17 protein-coding genes are annotated in these 20,312 nt (G+C 62.7%); 9 read left to right on the top strand and 8 right to left on the bottom strand.

Translation table 11 applies throughout. The annotated features are described in order from the left end of the window. From FB389_RS06715 to trxB, 4 genes are all read left to right on the top strand, one after another. The gene (locus tag FB389_RS06715) at positions 1–2,055 is read left to right on the top strand and encodes a DUF6049 family protein (RefSeq protein ID WP_142112141.1); all 2,055 of its coding nucleotides are present in this window, start codon (positions 1–3) and stop codon (positions 2,053–2,055) included. After that, complete coding sequence (gene murJ / locus FB389_RS06710; RefSeq protein WP_246043569.1) at positions 2,052–3,740, top strand: murein biosynthesis integral membrane protein MurJ; 1,689 nt, start codon at positions 2,052–2,054, stop codon at positions 3,738–3,740. Before FB389_RS06715 ends, murJ begins: the two co-directional genes overlap by 4 nt. 107 nt (positions 3,741–3,847) lie before the next feature. After that, positions 3,848–5,539, top strand: coding sequence for a protein kinase family protein (locus FB389_RS06705; protein WP_142112139.1), 1,692 nt, complete (start codon positions 3,848–3,850; stop codon positions 5,537–5,539). 71 nt (positions 5,540–5,610) lie between these two features. Beyond that, on the top strand, positions 5,611–6,582 hold the full coding sequence (gene trxB, locus FB389_RS06700) for a thioredoxin-disulfide reductase (RefSeq protein WP_142112137.1): 972 nt from the start codon (positions 5,611–5,613) through the stop codon (positions 6,580–6,582). Positions 6,583–6,805: 223 nt separating this feature from the next. Here the strand turns inward: trxB and FB389_RS06695 are convergent, their stop codons facing one another. The 8 genes from FB389_RS06695 to rpmH all read right to left on the bottom strand — a co-directional run bounded on the left by FB389_RS06695 (position 6,806) and on the right by rpmH (position 12,831). Further along, positions 6,806–8,008, bottom strand: coding sequence for a ParB/RepB/Spo0J family partition protein (locus tag FB389_RS06695; RefSeq protein WP_142112135.1), 1,203 nt, complete (start codon positions 8,006–8,008; stop codon positions 6,806–6,808). After that, entirely contained in the window at positions 8,005–8,925 is a 921-nt protein-coding gene (locus FB389_RS06690; protein WP_281282030.1) for a ParA family protein, read from the bottom strand. Before FB389_RS06690 ends, FB389_RS06695 begins: the two co-directional genes overlap by 4 nt. A gap of 213 nt (positions 8,926–9,138) precedes the next feature. Continuing rightward, complete coding sequence (rsmG, locus tag FB389_RS06685) at positions 9,139–9,819, bottom strand: 16S rRNA (guanine(527)-N(7))-methyltransferase RsmG (protein WP_142112133.1); 681 nt, start codon at positions 9,817–9,819, stop codon at positions 9,139–9,141. A gap of 599 nt (positions 9,820–10,418) precedes the next feature. Continuing rightward, entirely contained in the window at positions 10,419–10,928 is a 510-nt protein-coding gene (locus FB389_RS06680; protein WP_246043568.1) for a Jag family protein, read from the bottom strand. A gap of 69 nt (positions 10,929–10,997) precedes the next feature. Continuing rightward, the gene (yidC, locus tag FB389_RS06675; RefSeq protein WP_246043567.1) at positions 10,998–11,960 is read right to left on the bottom strand and encodes a membrane protein insertase YidC; all 963 of its coding nucleotides are present in this window, start codon (positions 11,958–11,960) and stop codon (positions 10,998–11,000) included. 11 nt (positions 11,961–11,971) lie between these two features. Continuing rightward, a complete protein-coding gene (gene yidD / locus FB389_RS10915) occupies positions 11,972–12,259 on the bottom strand; it encodes a membrane protein insertion efficiency factor YidD (RefSeq protein WP_211344970.1) in 288 nt (95 codons plus the stop codon). 68 nt (positions 12,260–12,327) lie between these two features. Further along, the gene (rnpA, locus tag FB389_RS06665) at positions 12,328–12,687 is read right to left on the bottom strand and encodes a ribonuclease P protein component (protein ID WP_281282029.1); all 360 of its coding nucleotides are present in this window, start codon (positions 12,685–12,687) and stop codon (positions 12,328–12,330) included. A 6-nt stretch (positions 12,688–12,693) separates the two neighbouring features. After that, positions 12,694–12,831, bottom strand: a complete 138-nt coding sequence (rpmH, locus tag FB389_RS06660) for a 50S ribosomal protein L34 (RefSeq protein ID WP_142112125.1) — start codon at positions 12,829–12,831, stop codon at positions 12,694–12,696. A gap of 390 nt (positions 12,832–13,221) precedes the next feature. On the opposite strand from rpmH, the gene dnaA reads away from it, so the two are divergent. From dnaA to gyrB, 5 genes are all read left to right on the top strand, one after another. Beyond that, entirely contained in the window at positions 13,222–14,682 is a 1,461-nt protein-coding gene (gene dnaA, locus FB389_RS06655) for a chromosomal replication initiator protein DnaA (protein WP_142112124.1), read from the top strand. Positions 14,683–15,077: 395 nt separating this feature from the next. Further along, complete coding sequence (dnaN, locus tag FB389_RS06650) at positions 15,078–16,208, top strand: DNA polymerase III subunit beta (RefSeq protein ID WP_142113626.1); 1,131 nt, start codon at positions 15,078–15,080, stop codon at positions 16,206–16,208. 18 nt (positions 16,209–16,226) lie between these two features. Further along, positions 16,227–17,426: a DNA replication/repair protein RecF gene (recF, locus tag FB389_RS06645; protein WP_142112122.1), complete on the top strand. Its 1,200-nt coding sequence runs from the start codon at positions 16,227–16,229 to the stop codon at positions 17,424–17,426. Continuing rightward, the gene (locus FB389_RS06640; RefSeq protein WP_142112120.1) at positions 17,416–17,928 is read left to right on the top strand and encodes a DciA family protein; all 513 of its coding nucleotides are present in this window, start codon (positions 17,416–17,418) and stop codon (positions 17,926–17,928) included. The genes recF and FB389_RS06640 overlap by 11 nt, the downstream gene beginning before the upstream one ends. Positions 17,929–18,271: 343 nt before the next feature. Further along, positions 18,272–20,266: a DNA topoisomerase (ATP-hydrolyzing) subunit B gene (gene gyrB, locus FB389_RS06635; protein ID WP_211345014.1), complete on the top strand. Its 1,995-nt coding sequence runs from the start codon at positions 18,272–18,274 to the stop codon at positions 20,264–20,266. Positions 20,267–20,312 lie beyond the last annotated feature (46 nt).

The raw sequence follows: 20,312 nt of genomic DNA, 5'->3' as shown, positions 1-20,312 counted from the left end.
ATGGTCTTGTCGGCTCAGCGGTCCCACCGACCGCTCACGTATCTTGCAACGATCGTCGGGATTCTTGTCGCAGCGGCGGCCTTGCTGTGTGCACCACCCGCCCATGCCGACGCATCGAGCGGGGACGAGTTCCCCGTCACCATCAATTCCGTCACCCCAGCGGTGGCGACCCCCGGATCCGACATCACTGTGTCGGCGCGCATCGACAATCCGACCGGCAAGAAGTTCACCGGCACCGCCATGCTCAGCCTGTCGCGAATCATCCTGCAAACCGCGGCGCAGGTCACCGAATGGCAGCAGGCCAAGCCCCTGGACGCAATCGGGTCATCGCTGCGAACCCAGGCGGTAACTATCCCCGCCCGCGGAAGCGTGGTTGCCACGTTTTCTTTGCCCGCAACGGATTTGTGGCTCCTGCAAAGCGGCGACGGCCTGGGACCGCGCGGTATCGCGGTTTCCGTGTCCGGCGCCACCAAGAAGGTCACGGGTCGGCTGGGGGTGGCGCGCTCGTTCTTTATCTGGCAGCCCCTCGCGGATGACGAAACGCCTTCCGTCAACCTTTCCGTGGCAGTGCCGATCGTCTCTTCCCGCGCCGACCTCATCGCGGCAACCCACCCGCAGGGCCGGTTGGACCGCATCGTCGCCGCGTCGGGTAGCGACCCGCTCGTATCCTGGCTGGTGGATCCGGGAACGGTCGTCACGGCGGCGGGCGAGTTGAGCACCGATGCGGTGCTCGCCGCCAGCGCTCCCGCGGACGCCCAATCGAAGATCTGGGCCAGCCGCATCGAGGAGGCCGCAAGCGACCACGACACCTACGCGCTGCCGCTCTTCGACGCGGACCTTTCGACGCTGCGCACGACTAGCTCTACCCCCCGCGCCTCCACGTCCCTGACGGACGCCGTCGCCGACGTTTCCGGCTCCTGGAACACGGGTATCGCCCTTCCGTGGCAGGCGGCACCGACCAGCTCGGTCATATCCGACGCCGCGGCCGCCGGCCTCGATACCGTCATCGCCCGAGACGGTTTCGACCTCGCAGGGAACCCCACATACACGCCGGGCAGCGTCACCCAAGTTAGTCACGAACGCGGCACCTCGCGGGTGCTGGTCTCCGATTCGTCCCTGACGGACCTGTTCGCGGCCACCGACCCGGAGCAATCACCCGCGCAATCCGCTCAACAGTTCCTAGCCCAATTGGTGGTCCTGGCCCGGCAAAACCCCGGACATGATCGCGCGTTCCTGGTCACCACGCCGCGCGACTGGGACCCCGCCATCGAACACGTCCGGGCGATCATTCAAGCGGTGGACGAAGCCGCGTTTGTGACGGCCACCTCGCTCAGCGACATCGATTCCTTCGCCGCCGAAAGCGTCGAACGCAACCTTCCCAAGCGATCCAGTGACGACGCCCCCGTCCAGGTCTCCACCGAGCAATGGGCGGATACGGTATCGAACGTGCGGAAGGCGAAGCAGTTCGCACAGGTGACCTCGAACCCGGAGAAGATCACCGGCCCCCTGGGTGACTCCTTGTTGCAGGCGCTCGGCTACCAGTGGGCGGGCTCAAGCGATTCCGCGGCAAGCATCATCGCCGGGGTGGATGCTACGGCGGAGGCGGTGCGCTCGTCCCTGGATGTTGTCATTGGTTCGGATGTCAATCTGGTATCGGCCTCTGGGTTGCTGCCAATCACGGTATCTAACTCGCTCGACCAGGACGTCACCATCAACGTCCAGCTGGCCCCCGATCACCCGCGCCTGATCGCGCAGGCCGTCAAGGACGTGGTCGTCCCCGCCAACTCCGAATTGTCGGTGCAGGTGCCGGTGCGCGCCGTCGGCAGCGGCGACGTCGACGTCCAGGTGCGCCTCACCGCGGCGGATTCCACCGTGATCGCCACCCCTGCGGACTTCACCGTGCGCGTGCGCGCGGATTGGGAAACGCGCGGAACGGTGGTAGTCGGGATCCTCTTGGCGCTGACCCTGGTGGCCGGGGTTTTGCGCACAATCAAGCGCGGGCGCGCCAGCTCACGTACCACGACCGGACCCGACAAGGAGCAAGACGCGCTGTGACAGCTGATCCCGCCGGGCAGGTCGAACCCGAGGACGACGGCGTCGGAACGTCGACCGGACGCGGTTCGGTCATCATGGCCGCTGGCACCTTCGTTTCGCGCGCTCTAGGCATGATCCGCAACGTGCTGCTGGTCGCGGTCGTCGGCGCCACCGGCCCCATCGCCAACGCCTTCGATATCGCCAATAAGCTACCCAACGTCCTGTATGCGCTGTTGGCAACCGGGCTGATCAACGCGGTCCTGGTGCCTCAACTGGTCAAGGCCTTCAGGCGCAGCAACTGGCGCGAATACACCGACAAGCTGCTCACCATCGCGGGCGTACTGATGGCCGCAGCGGCGCTGCTCTTCACCGTCGGGGCGCCGCTCCTGGTGCGCATGTACACCGATTCCAGTTGGACTAACGGGCAGCTCGCGCTCGCCACGGCCCTTGCTTACTGGTGCACGCCGCAGGTGTTTTTCTACGGCCTCTACGCGATTTTGGGGCAGGTGCTCAACGCCCGCAAGCAGTTTGGGCCGTACATGTGGGCCCCGGCCCTCAACAACGTCATCTCAATTGCCGGTTTCGCGATTCTGATCTGGATTTTCGGGCGCGCCGTCGTCGACGGCGGGGCCGGTCCGTTGGCCTCATGGACGTCCACCCAGACGGCCTGGTTGGGTGGAATCGCGACGGGCGGCATTGTCGCGCAGGCCCTCATCTTGCTGGTGCCACTGCACCGCGGCGGTTTCCGGTGGCGCCTGCGATTCGGGATGCGCGGGATCGGCCTGCGCGCGGCGGGAACCGTAAGCATGTGGGTCATACTCGCCACGATCGTCGATCAGGTCGGCGTGTGGTGGACCACCCGCCTTGCCACCGCCGCCCCGCACCACGCGTACCTGGCCGGCCACACCAGCATCGATGACATTGCATCGAACGGCACCTACACGCAGGCGCTCATGATCTATCTCCTGCCCCACTCACTGGTGACGGTGTCCATCACGACCGCCCTTTTCACGTCCATGAGCAAGGCGGCGGCGGCCGGTCAGCTGGACCGCGTCCGCGCGGATCTGTCGCAGGGCATGCGGATGGTCGGCGTGTTCACGATCATGGCGTCGGCGGCCATGGTTTCCCTTGCGCAGCCGCTGGTCAAGGCGCTGGTTCCCTCGATGCGTGCCGTCGAGGTGGCGGTCACCGCGCCGGTGCTGATCGCCATGTCTTTGGGGCTGGTCGCGCTCGGGGCCATGGTCTTGATGAAGTGGGCGTTCTTTGCGTTCGAGGACGGCCGCACCGTGTTCCTCATGCAGCTTCCCGGCACGGGCGCGCTGGTCCTGTTCGCGTGGCTCGGCACCGTGGTTCTGCCCGGCCAATGGTGGGTCATGGGCATTGGGCTCGCCATGGCGGCGTCCAATGCGATCGTGGTTGTCGCGCGCTACGGCGGTCTGCGGCGCAAGTTGCATGGTTTGGACGAGGCCCGCGTCATCCGTCTGTACGTTCGCGCGGCGATTGCCGCCGGGGTTGCAATGGGGCCCGCCTGGCTCACCGCGCACCTGATCGGCTACGCGCCCGGCGGCGGCTGGTTCCACGCGATTGCGTCCGCCGGTGGCGGTGCCGTTGTCCTTGTCGCGATCTATTTCGGTTTGCTGCGGGCGATGCGCGTGGATGAGGTCAACCAGCTCTTTGCACCAATTCTGCGCAAAATCCGGCGATGATAGTCACATGCCGTCCGGGGGTCGAGCACCGATATGCTGGCTAGATTCCGTACGATACAAGGGGACCGGTGACGCGCACCGGTAAGAGTACACAGATAGGGCAACCGGTGGATGAATCTACTCCCACTTTGATCGGTGGGCGTTACCGGAAAGAGGGAGCGCATGCGCTCGCCAATGAGTTGATCGTGACGTGGCACGGCACCGACACCGTGCTCGATCGGCGCGTTCTGATCGTCGACGTTGCGGCGACCCTGGAGGCGACGGGCTCATCGGCGGGGGTTGGGGCGGTGCTGGATGCCGCCCGCAGGGCGGCCCTCGTCTCTGATCGTCGTTTTGTGAAGCTGCTCGATATCAACCACGAGGGCACGGACGCCTTCATTGTTTCGGAGGACATCACCGGGCCCAGTGTTTCGTCGCTGCCGCGCGCCACGACGTGGGATGCGCGGCGCGTGCGCGCCCTGCTCGGTGAATTGGCATCCGGCCTCGACGCTGCGTCCCGCAACGGCGTCCATCACCAGCACATTTCCGAGGATTCCGTATATCTTTCGCGGCGCGGTCCCCAACTGTACGGGCTGGGTTTCCTGCCCCTGCTCCTCGGCACGGAGGCGTTGAGCGGCGACGACGCGTCGCTGGTCGACTGCGATCAGTTGCGAAGCGTGGGGCGACGGTTGGTGGCCGGGCATGCCGATGAGTTCGATGATGCCGCGCTGGTAGATGTCCTCGACGTCGAGCACGTGTACGTGCGCCCGGCGAGGATCGCCACCGAGTTGGACCCGTGGGACCTTGCCTCCCTGACCGAGCTTGCCGATCCCGCGGGCCCCGGCGCATCCGCGCCGAGCGCTGCCGACCAAACCGCCGACCTGGTGCGTCGCTCCGCGCTTTCCCAGTTGGCTAACATTTCAGACGATCTCAATCCCCCCGGCACCCCGCCGCCTGCGCCTCCCGCCCCCGGGGCGGGCACGCACGGCACCGGCAGCAACCCCACGCGCGTGTCCACCGGCGTCCCGGTCGCGGCTGCCGCGTCGTCGCTGCTGTCCCCCGTGCTCCCCGCCACCGATCCGGCCGCGGCGAGCGCGGAGGCCCCCGTTTTCCAACCCGTTTCCGCTGCCGCCGCGGCCACCGCCCCGGCAGCGCCCGCTCCCGCCGCCGCCAAGGGACGCTTCCAAGTCGGTTCAACGCTTGCGGTGCTTTTGCTCGTCGGTGGCATCTTGGTTACCGGCGGCTTTTGGGCGGTTGCGGCGCTGACCGACAACCTGCAACCCACTCATGTCGTGCAGTCGTTGCGTGATTCGCAGGGTTCTGGCGGCACGACCACCGGTGGAAAGTCGTCTAACGCAACCCCGAAGGCCACCAAGTCGGCGACCGCCGTTCCGCCGGTGATCGATTCGGTCGCATCCCTAGACCCCGACGGTGACAACAACGAGCACCCGGAGTTGGCCGACCGCGCGATCGACGAGGATCAGGCGACGTACTGGATCTCGCGTACCTACAAGACCGCCAACTTCGGCGGGTATTCGCGCCGCGGAATCGGTTTCGCGATCAAACTCGAGAAGGCAACGACGGTCTCGCAGCTGTATGTGATCACGGAGAACACCGGCGGCAAGTTTGAACTTCGCGCCACCAGCGACGCGAAGCCGTGGGGCGGTGATTTGGTCGCGAAGGGCAGCTTCGATCAGGATATGGATATTGTCCTGAATAAGCCCATCAAGACCGACGAACTGGTTTTGTGGGTGACGGAACTGCCCGAACTCAGTTCCGGATCGTATGGGCTCAAGATCGCCGAGGTGCAGGTGCTGTAGCAACATCGCACTACGATTTCCGCATCATTGAAATACACTTGGTTTCGACTTTGCTAATTTAGGGGACTTTCATGACGTCTACGACCCATCGTTTGATCATCGTCGGTTCTGGTCCCGCGGGCTACACCGCGGCGATTTACGCGGCACGCGCGGGATTCGAACCGCTGGTTATCGCCGGAGCGCTCACGGCCGGCGGCGCGCTCATGAATACGACCGAAGTAGAGAACTTCCCCGGATTCAGTGACGGGATCATGGGTCCCGAATTGATGACACAGATGCAAACGCAGGCAGAGAAATTCGGCGCCTCCATCGTCTGGGATGACGCTGTCGCGGTTGACCTGGGCGGGGATACTAAGTCGGTGACCACCGAGGGCGGGGACACATTCACCGCACCAGCCGTTATCCTTGCGCTGGGTTCTGCGTACCGGGAACTCGGTCTCAGCGACGAGAAGCGCCTGTCCGGACGGGGCGTGTCGTGGTGTGCCACCTGCGACGGGTTCTTCTTCAAGGACAAGCCCATCGCGGTGGTTGGCGGCGGGGACTCCGCCGTCGAGGAAGCTACGTTCCTCACTCGCTTCGGTTCGTCCGTGACGATGATCCACCGCCGCGACACGCTTCGAGCGTCAAAGATCATGGCCCAGCGGGCGCACAACGACCCGAAATTGTCGTTCGCCTGGAACAGCGAGGTTGTGGCAATCAACGGCGAATCGGGGGTCGAATCGGTGACTCTTCGCGATACGGTCACGGGTGAAGAGCGGTCGCTCGAGGTGGCCGGTCTGTTTGTCGCGATCGGTCACGAACCGCGTACGGAACTGGTTCGCGGACAGGTCGAGCTGGATGAGTCCGGCTACATCGTCGTCGATAGCCCATCCACCCGTACCAACATCCCCGGTGTATTCGCGGCAGGCGACGTCGTGGATCACACCTATCGGCAGGCGATCACGGCCGCGGGCTCCGGATGTGCCTCCGCCCTGGACGCTCAGCAGTACCTGGACGCCTACATGGATGCAGTCGGCGAGGCGTCCCCCGAGGCCACCGCGTAGCCCGGCGTTCGCTGGACCACCCGCCGATAGGTAGAACCTACCCGCCGGTCGTGGCCCAGCCGCCAGGCGGCGCTGACCCGCCGGTCGTGGCATACCTGCCAAGCTGGCCCACCCGCCAGTCCTGGCATACCTGCCCGGTCGGGTGAACCCGCCGCGGGGCGCCCGGGCCCGGGCAACCCCGCACCACGCGCCGCCCCGTGGCGGTCCCCCGAAGCACGCCGGGTTACTTTGCGCCGGTATCGAACAGGCCCTGCTCACCGGGCGCAATCACGCCCAGAATGCGGTTCAGGTCGTCAACGGAAGCGAATTCGACCGTCAATCGGCCCCTTCTCTTCCCCAGCGCGATTCGCACTCGCGTATCGAGTCTGTCCGCCAGCCGTGTCGCCAGCTCGTCGATCGCCTCCACCCTCTTCCCGGGCCTGGGTTCGCGCCTCGGCGACGGCTCCGGCACGCCGCCCAGGGCTGCGATCTCCTCGGTTGCACGAACGGACAGGCCCTCGGCGACGATGCGTTGCGCCAGGCGCTCCATTGCCGCAGGATCCTCCAGCCGCAATAGCGCGCGAGCGTGACCGGCGCTCAGCACCCCGGCCGCCACGCGACGCTGCACCAGGGGCGGCAATTTCAGTAGCCGGAGCGTGTTTGAGATCTGGGGGCGACTGCGAGCGATTCGCGTAGACAGTTGCTCCTGGGTGCACCCGAAGTCATCGAGTAGTTGCTGATACGCGGCCGCCTCTTCCAGCGGATTGAGCGCAGACCTGTGCAGGTTTTCTAGGAGCGCATCGCGTAGCAGGTCCTGTTCCTCGGTCATCCGCACGATGGCCGGCACGGTCCCCAGCCCGGCGGCCTGCGTCGCGCGCCAGCGCCTCTCGCCCATGATTAGTTCGAAAGAACCGTCATCGCTCGGGTCCGGACGGACCACGATCGGTTGCAGGACGCCGACCTCGGCAATTGACTGCGTCAGCTCCGCCAAATCGTCCTCATCGAACACGGTGCGGGGTTGCTTGGCGTTCGGACGGATCCGATCCACCGGTATTTCGGCAAATGTAGCGCCCGGCACCGGAATGAGGTCGGGTTCCTCCGCCTGGGTCGCCGTGGCGCCATTGGTCTCGACTGCGGGCTGCTGTGCGGTCGGACCTGCCTTTTCAGCGGCGGAACCTGCGGTCTGCGCGGCCGGAGCGGCCGCGGGCTGCTTTGCGCGAGCGCGGGTTCCGCGTCGATGGCTCTGCTGCATGGCCTCGGCCGGCGAAAGCGGCGCCTGTCGTGCAGATTCACCCGCCTCGCCCGTGGCGTCTTGCGCGCCGCCTGGCCGCGGCTCGTCGCGCGCGCCAGTCTTCTCGAAGAACAGATCGGCCGGCCGGCTGGTTTCGCTGGTAGTGGGGATGAGTGCCCCGAGCCCCTTCCCCAGTCCCCTACGCTTCTGACTCATCGTGTTGCTCCCGCCGGCTGTGCTCGTTGATTGATCTCTTGGGCCGCTTCGCGGTATGCGAGGGCCCCGCTCGACGATGGCTCGTAGCTGATCACGGTTTGGGCGTGACTCGGAGCCTCCGACACCCGGACCGATCGGGGAATAGCCGTGGCGAGCGTTTGCCGCGGGAAGTGCTCCCGCACCTCATCCGCCACCTGACGGGCGAGGTTGGTTCGCTGGTCATACATCGTTAGCAGGATGGTCGACAGCTGCAGATGGGGATTGAGATGTTCCCTGATGAGTTCCACTGTCTTGATGAGCTGACTCAGGCCTTCGAGAGCGTAATACTCGCACTGAATAGGGATCAGCACCTCGTCGCCGGCCGTGAACGCGTTGACCGTGAGCAGCCCCAGGGAGGGCGGGCAGTCGATGAGAATGTAGTCCAACCGCGTAAGACCCGCTTCGTTGCGGTGGATGATGTAGTCCTCGATGGCTCTTCGCAACCGCGTTTCACGTGAAACCATGTTGACTAGTTCGATTTCCGCGCCGGAAAGATCCAGCGTCGCGGGAGCAACGACGAGGGACGGGAATTGCGGGCACGTTTGCAGCACGCTCGCAAGGGTGTCGCCCTCGATCAGAACGTCGTACATCGATGGCGTACCGCTGCGGTGATCCGCCCCCAGGGCCGTGGATGCGTTACCCTGCGGGTCAGCATCGATCACCAGGACGTGCAGCCCCGCCTTGGCGAGCGCTGCGGCCAGGTTCACCGTGGAGGTGGTCTTTCCGACACCACCCTTCTGATTCGCTACGGTGATTATGCGCGTCCGCGGTGGCGATGGTAGGGCCGACTTGTCCAGTCGCCTACGCCGTCGGGCGTTCTGCGCAAGCTCGGCAGCCAACGGCGTGGACTGATCGGCATCGATATGGTCCTGCACCACACACTCACTTCCATACTGTGCAAACTGATCCGCCCCCGCGGAGCATGGGGCTCGAACTTCTTTAGTTCTGGCCCGTTGGGCCAGCTCGGTGACTAATTACCAGACTACCCGGCACGCCTGACAAAGGTGCGGACCGCCGCCTATAGCGCGACCGTCCGTGGCAACGAAAACGAGGGGTGTAGGAAACTCCGCTGCCTTCGGCATCCACCCTGGCTACCTACCGCGGGTGGCGCGTACGATCCGTGCATCCGAATAGCCCGGCGGCCCGGTTAGTTCCTGCACGGCGGCGTCGCGCGCAGCGAACTTCCGAAGCGCCTTCTGCGCGGATTCGATCTCTTGTTCCGCGGATGCCCCCTTGAGAACAACCATCTCGCCACCCACGTGCACCAGCGGCATGGCCCAGCGGGTGAGCTTGTCGAGCGCGGCGACCGCGCGCGCGGTCACGGCGTCCGCTTCGAGCGCCCCGGCATACTCCTCGGCGCGACCGTTGAGTACCTCGACATTGGACAGTCCGAGACGATCACTCACCTCGCCTAGCCACTCGCAACGCTTCACCATGGATTCGACCAGCAACACGCGCGCATTCGGACGCATGATCGCGATGACAATTCCCGGAAGCCCGGCGCCGGAACCCACATCCGCGATCCGACCGCTCTGGGGCAGCACCGATGCCAGCAGGGAGCAGTTGACGAGGTGTCTATCCCACAGTCGCGGTATCTCCCGCGGACCGATCAGGCCCCTCTCTTCCCCGTGAGCGATCAGCAATTGAGCAAACTGTTGCATCGGTTCGTACGCATCCCCCAGGAATGCCTTGAGCGCGTCAGCGCCCGCCGGCTCGGATCCTTCCTGATCCGGCGATGCCGCGGAGTCGCGTGACCCATCGGGTGTCGACACGGGTTCCACTTCCTTCCCTAACCGCACAGGCACACGCACCGACCCCACGGATAGATCCGGCTGATGCGCAACAAACCACCCGATTTTATCAGCCGTGTTTCACGTGAAACACTCGGCGTTGCTCCTGCGTGCCGATGAGATGTGCCAAGAACCAGGAACGAGGCCCGCGCTGCACTTGTGGGCCCTACCCCGATGACGAACCCCACCCCACCCCTATTCACCGACGCCACCGCTCCCCACTCACCGAGAGCGCGCTGCTCCCCACTCACCGACGCCACCGCTCCCCACTCACCGAGAGCGCGCCGCTCCCGCGGGTTCGCAGCGCATCGCCCCGCTCGACAAGCACGCCGCAGGCCTGCATCGAGATCAACAGCGGGGCGCTCGTGATCTCGATGCACGAGCCAAGTTCGCGGTCGAACGACGAAAGACCTGGGCTACGCAAGCACCGAGACCAACGAAACACACCCGCGCGGACAGCTGCTCCTCCAACGAAATGTCGGGCCAATTGACCACCGAAATCGCTGGCGACTGAGGTACGGGAACGAAAAAACGGTGGCCCGTTTCACGTGAAACGGGCCACCGCGACATGCAAAGCGGACCTACAACGACACCTTGATGTAGCGATTCGGATCGGTACCGAAAGACTCGCTAGACAACCCGGCTTCGGTGATCACGTCGTGCACAACCTTACGTTCGAAGGCATTCATCGCGGGTAGAGCAATAGCCTGCCCCTTCACCTTGACGTCATTGACCGTGGCCTCGGCCAACGCACGCAACTCGTTGCGGCGATGCGCGCGGAATCCCGCCACGTCGAGCATGAGGCGAGAACGATCGCCCGTCCTGGTCTGAACAGCCAACCGGGTGAGTTCCTGCAACGCCTCCAAGACTTCACCCTCACGCCCCACAAGCCCCTGCAATTCCTTGGGGTCATCTGCAACAATTGCCAGGGAAGCCCGGTCGTGTTCGACGTCAATGTCGATGTCACCGTCAAGATCGACGATGTCTAAGAACTCTTCTAAATAGTCGGCGGCGACCTCGCCCTCTTCCTCTAGAACCTTCGTCTTCGACACCTCAACCTCTGCGACGTTTGCTTCGTCTTGAGAACTCACTATCGAACTCCTTTGCAGGCCTACGTATGGGAAATTACAACACTGTCATTTGGGGTTTGCGCGCCCCGATCAGTTCTTCCGCTTCTTAGACTTCTTCTTCTGGCGGTTCTTACTCACGGGCTGCTCACGCTGCCCGCGAGCTTCTATCACGGTCGGGGTATCGGTAGCGAGGGTGATCCCCTTCGCGGCCGCCCTGCGCGCCCGACGTTCGTTGAGCCGCTTCTCCGCCTCGGAGCCCGGCGCTGGCATGTTACGGATGGTGTAGAACTGCTGACCGGTGCTCCACAGGTTTGTCGTGGTCCAGTAGATCAGCACGCCGAGCGGGAAGTTCACACCCGACACCGCCATAACCAGCGGCATTGTGTACATCATGATCTTCTGGGTCTGAGCCATCGGCCCCTCAAGCGCCGAAGGCGGCATATTCTTCAAGGTCAGCTGCCGCTGCGTAATGAACTGTGTCGCTGCCATAGCGACGATGAGAATGATCGAGACAACCTTGGTAGAAGTCGTGGCCCCCTCTTGAAGGAACCACGACGACAGCGGCGCGCCAAAAAACGTGGAGGACTCTGCCGAGGCCGCAACCGCCGCATTAATAGGTCCGATGCCAGTTTTCGGATTCGACGGATCCGCAATGGCGCTCAACGAGTTCAGCACGCGATACAGCGAGAAGAAGAACGGACTCTGAATCAAGATAGGCATGCACGAAGCAAATGGGCTGGTTCCGTTTTGCTTGTACAGATCCATCGTCTCGCGGCTCATGGCCTCCCGCGATGCAGCATCCGTTCGTCCCTTGTACTTCTTTTGAATCGCCTGAATCTGCGGTTGCAGCATCATCTGCATCCGCGATGCCCTGATCTGCTTGACGAAGAGCGGAATCATGGCGACGCGGAGCAAGACGACCAAACCGACGATCGAAAGCACCCAGGCCAGGCTCGCTGAATTGGGTAACAGCGCGTCGAACACCCAGTGACATAGGAACATTACCCATGCCACGAACCATTCGAACGGGAAGAGAATTTTATCGAGCCACACGTTATTGGTACCTACTCCCTAGCGCCGAGATCGCTGGTGCACCCCGGTGTCGTATCCTGCTCGGCACGCTTGTCGTACGGTCGCAAGGCAAGTCTGAAACGAGGAGGAACATCATCGATGCCACCCCGGGAAAACTGATTACACTTCATGAGCCGCCACATCGTTAGTACCACGCCCTTGAAAAACCCATAGCGACCGAGTGACTCGCGTGCATAAGAAGAACACGTCGGGTAGTAGCAACATCTAGCACCGAAAAGAGGCGAGATGCGCCGTTGATACCAGTCGAGCGCCCGGTCCATCACGCCAACTATGCCACGAGCAGGAACGCCGGTACGCATCCCCCGTGGCGAATCACTGCTAACCATGCCTATCGCACAGTGTCCATCCGCTGCACCTTACGCACGCACGCACTGATTCCGCTGCTGAGCTGCGAGGTAAGCGACGAGAAATCGACACTGGCCGCACCAGGCAGTGCCCTGACTACGACGATCGATCCATGCGGCGCCTGCTCCAACTCCGTGCGCAAGGACGCACGCAAACGACGCTTGACCTTATTGCGCGTGACGGCGTTCCCAACTGCTTTAGATACCACAAGACCCGCGCGGGTCGGATTATCACCGACGGCGCGGGCCATGTGCACGACTATATCGTCGCGGCCAGCACGAATGCCTGACCGGAAGGCCAACTTAAAGTCTTCTGAACGATGCAGACGTTGTGCAGCGGGCAACAAAACTCAGGCCGCTAGCTCCGAACGGCCCTTGCGGCGGCGTGCGGAAAGGATGGCTCGGCCGGCGCGGGTCTGCATCCGCAGGCGGAAGCCGTGGACCTTGGCGCGACGCCTGTTATTTGGCTGAAAAGTGCGCTTGCTCACGAGAAACTCCAACGTATTCAAGGGGTAGGCACACCACGTGCCTCGGGTCGTGGCGCTCCGCGCAACCTTTGGGAAATCCAACTGTTGCTCGACAAAGGCAAGGAACCCGTCGCACCCGCAAAAGGGCACGGCAACACCACATGAACTACAAAATAATACGGTTTGAAAGGCGATACGTCAAACAATGATCCGGTAATTCACCGCCATCCACCTTGCCCGTCACCCACATCTGTGGAAAACTCTGTGGATATATTGGATTACAGTAACCGACAACGATGGCCACTAAGTAGTTCTCGCTCAAGGGACACGATGATATCCCCACGTGTGAATAACTACAGGTGTTTTTTGTGAATAAGTTTCCGGGCCCGCTGTGCCCACCATGAGGATGACATGCCAGAAATCGACCCCCACGAGCTGTGGCGCTCAACGCTGAACCTGCTAGCCGCAGATCCGACGATCAACCAACGACAGATCGGATACGCCTGGTTCATCAAACCCATGGGGTACTTCAACAACACCCTTGTGGGAGCCGTGGCGAACGACGCAACTCGCGATTACATCGAGCAGCGAGTCCGCAAGGCGATCGATCAAGCGCTCAGTGAGGTTGTGGGCGCCGACACGAAGCTCGTCCTTACTGTCGATCCTGAGCTGGAAGACCTGCACTCTGGGGATCAAGATACCGCTTCGCTCCATGCCGCTGGTTCGCCAGGCGCCGACCAGGGCGGGAACAACGCCGCACCCGATGCCGACATCGATGACGACGAGCCGGATTTCATCCCCTCGCGACCTCTCAAGCCCGGAGCGCCGCTACCGCTCGAAGAGGCGCGTCTGAACCCCAAGTACACCTTCGAGACGTTCGTCATCGGCTCGTCCAACCGCTTTGCCTACGCCGCCGCCTATGCGGTCGCCGAACAACCGGGCAAGGCATACAACCCGCTTTTCATCTACGGGGACTCGGGCCTTGGCAAGACCCACCTGCTCCACGCGATCGGTCACTCGACCCTCAGCATGTTCCCGCACATGAAGGTCCGCTACGTGAACTCCGAAGAATTCACGAACGACTTCATCAACTCCATCTCCGAAGGAAAGGCCGGTGCCTTTCAGCGCCGCTACCGCGACGTCGATCTACTCCTCATTGATGACATCCAGTTCCTGCAGGGCAAGGAACAGACGATGGAAGAGTTTTTCCACACTTTCAACACGCTGCACGACTCCAACAAACACATAGTGTTGACATCCGATCTGCCGCCCAAGCAACTCGACGGATTCGAGGACCGGTTGCGGTCGCGATTCCAATCCGGCCTGCTCACCGACGTTCAGCCGCCGGACCTGGAAACCCGCATCGCGATCCTGCGCAAGAAGGCGGCGGCCGAGGCCCTCGATGTTCCGGACGAAGTGCACGACTACATTGCCTCGCGGATCTCGTCGAACATCCGCGAACTCGAAGGCGCGCTGATTCGCGTCACCGCATTCGCGAACCTCAACAACCAGAGCGTCGACCTGTCTATCGCCGAGATCGTCCTCAAGGATCTGATCACCGACGACGGCGTCCAGCAAATCACCGCCGCCACCGTCATCGCCCAAACGGCCTCGTACTTCAGCCTGACGGTAGACGATGTCTGCGGCACGTCACGCTCACGGACCCTGGTCACCGCGCGCCAGATCGCCATGTACCTTTGCCGCGAGCTCACAGATCTGTCGCTGCCAAAGATCGGGCAACACTTCGGCGGCCGCGACCACACGACGGTTATGCACGCGAATCGGAAGATAGCCGCACTGATGGCGGAACGTCGCTCGACCTACAACCAGGTACAAGAACTGACGGCCCGGATCAAGCAGCACCGGCACTAACTTACGCCCGTGCAATTTCATCCCCAGCTGTGGATACGGGTGTGGACGACGGTGGAGCAAGCGGCGAAAACCGGTGGACAAAATGACAAGTTTCGGTGGACTGCCAATGTCGAGACGGCAACAATTCACAGGACCTTGTAGTTTTCGCACCGTCCGTCCCCACGCCGGATCACATTCGCCATTGGCGTGATTTCAACAGCAATCGCCATTTTCCACACAATCCACAGCACCTATGGCTACTACGAAACTTAACTAAAGGGGTCATTGTGCACACCGCCATGAGGCGGTCGGCGCCCACCGCGCGAGTCGGGCATCCACTAGTAACCACCCGGGACCTTTTTGTCGTACTGTTACTGTGGACCCTTGCCAAAAATGTTGATTCGCTGAGGTGAATGATGAAGTTTCGCTTGGACCGCGACGTACTCGCGGAGGCTGTGACCTGGACGGCGCGCACATTGCCGCAGCGTCCGCCGGCTCCCGTGCTTTCCGGCGTCCTGATTCATTCGCAGGACTCGTCATCGATCTCTTTGTCGACCTTCGATTACGAGGTTTCGGCCCGCTCGACCGTCGCGGCGGAGGTATCGGAGCAGGGAACGATTCTCGTGTCCGGGCGTTTGCTCGCCGAGATCTCGCGCGCCTTGCCGAATAAGCCCGTCGAAATCACGACGGAGGGTACGAAGGCGAACGTTGTGTGCGGCTCGAGCCGCTTCACGCTCCTGACGATGCCCGTCGAAGAGTATCCGGCACTGCCTGATCTACCCGAGTTGGTTGGTTCGATTGATTCGGACGAGTTCACTCACGCCGTTGCGCAGGTCACCGTGGCTGCATCGAAGGATGACACGCTGCCGCTGCTGACGACGGTGCGGGTCGAGATCGAGGGCGAAAAGATCACGTTGCTAGCGACCGACCGCTACCGTCTTGCGCTGCGCGAGGTGAGTTGGCAACCCGCGAACCCCAGCTTTGAAACGGCGGCGCTGGTGCGCGCCAAGACTCTGAGCGAGGCGGCAAAGTCGTTCAGTTCTGCTGGACGCGTTGACATCGGCCTGCAAACCGGAAGCGGCATGGATCGCATCGGCTTCTTGGCCGGCGGGAGGATAACGACCTCCCAGCTCGAAGACGGTGACTACCCGCACGTGCGCCGCCTCTTCCCCGAGTCGACACCTATTCAAGCAATCACCAAGACGCAAACCCTGATCGAAGCGACTAAGCGCGTTGCTTTGGTGGCAGAGCGCAACACGCCCATCCGCCTGACTTTCTCGCAGGGCCAGGTAGTTCTCGACGCGGGCCAGGGTGACGATGCCCAGGCCTCGGAGATTCTGGAAGCCACGCTCGAAGGCGACGATATTTCGGTCGCGTTCAACCCCCACTACCTGCTCGACGGTCTGGGCGCGTTGGGGACGGATTATGTGCGGATGGGCTTCACTCATCCGAACAAGCCCGTCGAATTCATCGGCCTCAACGACCCCGCCGGTGAGATTGTGGATAACTATCGCTACCTGTTGGTCCCCATTCGCTTCACCGCGTAGAAAGCGGCGGTAGGGATCGTGTACGTCTCGCACCTTTCCTTAAGCGATTTTCGAAACTACCACCACGTCGATCTGGAATTTGATCCGGGAGTCAACGCCCTGGTAGGGCCCAACGGACAGGGCAAAACGAACATCGTCGAAGCGGTTGGCTACCTTGCGACGCTCGCGAGCCACAGGGTGGCCGGCGATGCGCCGCTGCTTAGGGCGGGCGCGGAGCGCGCGGTGATCAGGTCTCGCATCGTCAGGGGCGACAGGGCAAGCACGGCGGAGGTCGAAATACTGCCCGGGAAGTCGAACCGGGCGCGCATCAACCGTGGTTCGGTCGTGCGCGCGAAGGACATTTTGGGTCTGGTGCACGCCGTCACATTTGCGCCGGAGGATTTGGCCTTGGTGAAGGGCGATCCGAACGAGCGCCGTGTCTTCCTGGATAGGCTTTCGGTGCAGCTCGTGCCTCGCTTTGTCGGCGTGTTGGGTGACTATGAGAGGGTGCTGCGCCAGCGCAACACCCTGCTTAAAAGTGCCGGACCGCGCCGGAGGTCGCCCGATAAGGGTGCGGATGACCTGCGCACGCTCGATGTGTGGGATGCCAAACTGGCCCAGTTGGGCGGCCAGATAACGGAATTGCGCCACGCGATCGTCAGGCACCTACATCCCTACCTCGTCGCCGCGTATGACCAGGTCAGTTCGAGCCAGGGAACCGCTCACGCGCAATACCGTTCCGGGTTGGACGCGCACGGGGATGCGGGCGATGAGTTGTTTAGGGCTAACGAAGTTTCGGCGTCGATGGTCGAAGCCAGGATGCTTGATGCGCTGACGCGCGTGCGTCCCAAGGAACTTGAGCGCGGCGTCACCCTGGTCGGTCCGCACCGCGATGAGGTGGCGTTGACGATCGACGATTTGGCCGTGAAGACGCACGCGAGTCACGGCGAATCGTGGTCCATGGCACTGGCGCTGAGGCTTGCGTCGTACGACCTCTTGACCCAGGGGTCGATCGGCGGCGATCATTCCTGGTCCCCGTGGGGTCAGGACGCTGAGCCGGTCATGATCTTGGATGACGTGTTCGCGGAGCTCGATGCGCGCAGGCGCGCGCGCCTGGTCGAGCGCGTTGCCCGGGCGAAGCAGGTGCTGATCACGGCTGCCGTTGCCCAGGACATTCCGGGGGAACTAGAGGGGGCCCGGTTCGATGTTATGGCCGCGGAAGTGAACCGTGTCATCTGATCAGCGGCCGCCGCTCGAGGCCGGCAACGACGACCAGTTCGGACGCGAGCTGCTGGACCGCATAAAAGGGGAAGCTAAGAAGCGCGGCGCCAAGCCGCGCCGTTCACCGGTATCCGCGGTGGCGCCTATCCGCGAGGACACGGGTTCCCGGGATCCGCGGTTGTTGGGGGAGTCGCTGGCCTCGTTGGTCAAGCAGCGGGGTTGGGCAAACCAGCTGTCCGTGGGGGCGGTTTTGGGTAGGTGGCCCGAAATTGTGGGGGATGTGGTCGCGCAGCACACCGAACCAACCGAATTCACTAACGGGGTCTTGACCGTGCGGTGCAGTTCGACCACCTGGGCGACGCAGCTGCGACTGCTTACGAATCAGTTGCTGGCGAAGTTCGATTCCGAGGTCGGCGAAGGTGTCGTCACGGCCGTGAAGATTCTCGGACCCAGCACGCGATCGTTCGGGCGTGGACCCAAAGCGGTCCGCGGGCGAGGGCCCCGCGACACCTGGGGATAACTTCACGGCCCCGAAAATCGCCCCAGAGGCGAGCGCACCCTCGTTATGAGGGGTCCCCGCCAAACGGGTACAGAATCGGCCAAGCGTACCGAATACGCCCAAATACGGTTGAATGTCGGTCCCGTCGGGTAGACTTAGGGAAGTTGTTCAACCTAGCGCGGTGGCCCGCCGGGACACCAGATGTCGCGGGGATGCCGCTGCAAGCCGTTGAATGTACCGCGGGCAGTGAGAGTCGGGAATTCGTTGGAATTGTTGTCCTGCCCGACCTATGACATAAGGAGCGACACCCGTAGTGACTGAGCCTGAACAGAACGAAGCTGCAGAACATTTTGAGACGTCACCCATTCACCACGATCGGGTTGAAGCTGCCTACGATGCATCGGCGATCACCGTCCTTGAGGGCCTTGAGGCGGTGCGCAAGCGCCCCGGAATGTACATCGGTTCCACGGGTGAACGCGGCCTGCACCACCTGGTCTACGAGGTTGTGGATAACTCTGTGGATGAGGCGCTGGCCGGATACTGTGATCACATCGAGGTGACACTGCTGGCGGACGGCGGCGTGCGCGTGGTGGACAACGGGCGCGGAATCCCCGTGGCGATTCACCCCACCGAGGGGCGCCCAACGGTGGAGGTCGTTATGACGATCCTGCACGCGGGCGGAAAATTTGGTGGCGGCGGCTACGCCGTGTCGGGTGGATTGCACGGTGTCGGTATTTCCGTGGTCAATGCACTGTCAACTCGCGTTGAAACCGTGGTCAAGCGCGACGGGTACGTGTGGACGCAGAAGTTTGCCAACGGTGGTCACCCCGTGGGCGAATTGGTGCGCGGTGAGGCCACGACGGAAACCGGAACCCAGCAGACGTTCTGGGCCGATCCCGAGATCTTCGAAACCACCGAATACGATTTCGAAACGCTGCGGGCTAGGTTCCAGCAGATGGCCTTCCTCAATAAGGGGTTGCGCATCACACTGACCGACGAGCGCCCCCATGCCGACGTTGACGATGAGATTACGGGCGCGGATCAGACCACCGATCCCAACGTTGTTAGCTACATGTACGACCGTGGCCTCATCGATTACGTGCGCCACTTGAATGCCACCAAGCGGTTCGACATTGTGCACCCCGACATCATCGACGTGGAGGCCGAGGACACCACCAAGCGCATCTCGCTCGAACTCGCGATGCAATGGACGACCGCCTATTCGGAGTCGGTGCACTCGTTCGCAAATACGATCTCCACGACCGAAGGCGGAACGCATGAGGAGGGGTTCCGCGCGGCGCTGACCTCGTTGATCAACCGCTACGCGCGCGCCAAGGGGATCCTGAAGGAACGCGACGAGAATCTAACGGGCGATGACGTTCGTGAGGGACTGACTGCGGTGATCTCGATCAAGCTCGGTGAGCCGCAGTTTGAGGGGCAGACCAAGACCAAACTGGGCAACACCGAGGCGAAGGCCTTCGTGCAAACCGTGGTCAACGAAAAGCTGGGGGATTGGTTGGATTCCCACCCCAACGAGGCGAAGGATGTCATCCGCAAGGCCATCCAGGCTTCCCAGGCGCGGTTGGCCGCACGCAAGGCGCGCGAGGCGACTAGGCGCAAGGGCCTGCTTGAGTCGAATTCGATGCCCGGCAAGCTCAAAGACTGCCAATCGAATAAGCCCGTCGAATGCGAGATCTTCATCGTCGAAGGGGATTCCGCGGGCGGTTCGGCGGTGCGCGGTCGCAACCCCCACAACCAGGCCATCATGCCGATTCGCGGAAAGATCCTGAACGTCGAGAGGGCGCGCTTGGACCGCGCCCTGTCCAACCAGGAAGTCCAGGGGCTAATTACGGCGTTCGGTACCGGAATTGGCGAGGATTTCGATCTCGCCAAGCTGCGTTATCACAAGATCGTGCTGATGGCGGACGCGGATGTTGATGGCCAACACATCTGCACGCTGCTGCTGACGTTGCTGTTTAGGTACATGCGCCCCCTGATCGAGCACGGGCACGTGTACCTGGCGCAGCCCCCGCTGTACCGGCTCAAGTGGACCAACTCGGAGCATGAGTTCGTGTATTCCGACAAGGAGCGCGACGCGTTCTTGGAGGCGGGAATCGCCGCAGGAAAGCGAATTCCGAAGGAAAACGGCATTCAGCGCTACAAGGGTCTAGGCGAGATGGATTATTCGGAGTTGTGGGAAACGACCATGGATCCGGCTGAACGCACCCTGCTGCAGGTGACGCTGTCCGACGCGGCCGCGGCAGATGAAACCTTCTCGATCTTGATGGGTGAGGACGTCGATTCGCGGCGCGACTTCATTCAACGCAAGGCAAAGGATGTGCGGTTCCTGGACATCTAGTCGGCCCGCTGGTTGGGGTCGGGCCCCTGGGCCCACCCCGCCCTCA

Origin of the sequence: Rarobacter incanus (genome assembly GCF_006715765.1) — a bacterium.
Classification (GTDB): Bacteria; Actinomycetota; Actinomycetes; order Actinomycetales; family Cellulomonadaceae; genus Rarobacter; species Rarobacter incanus.
This window is presented reverse-complemented; position numbering and strand designations above follow the sequence as displayed.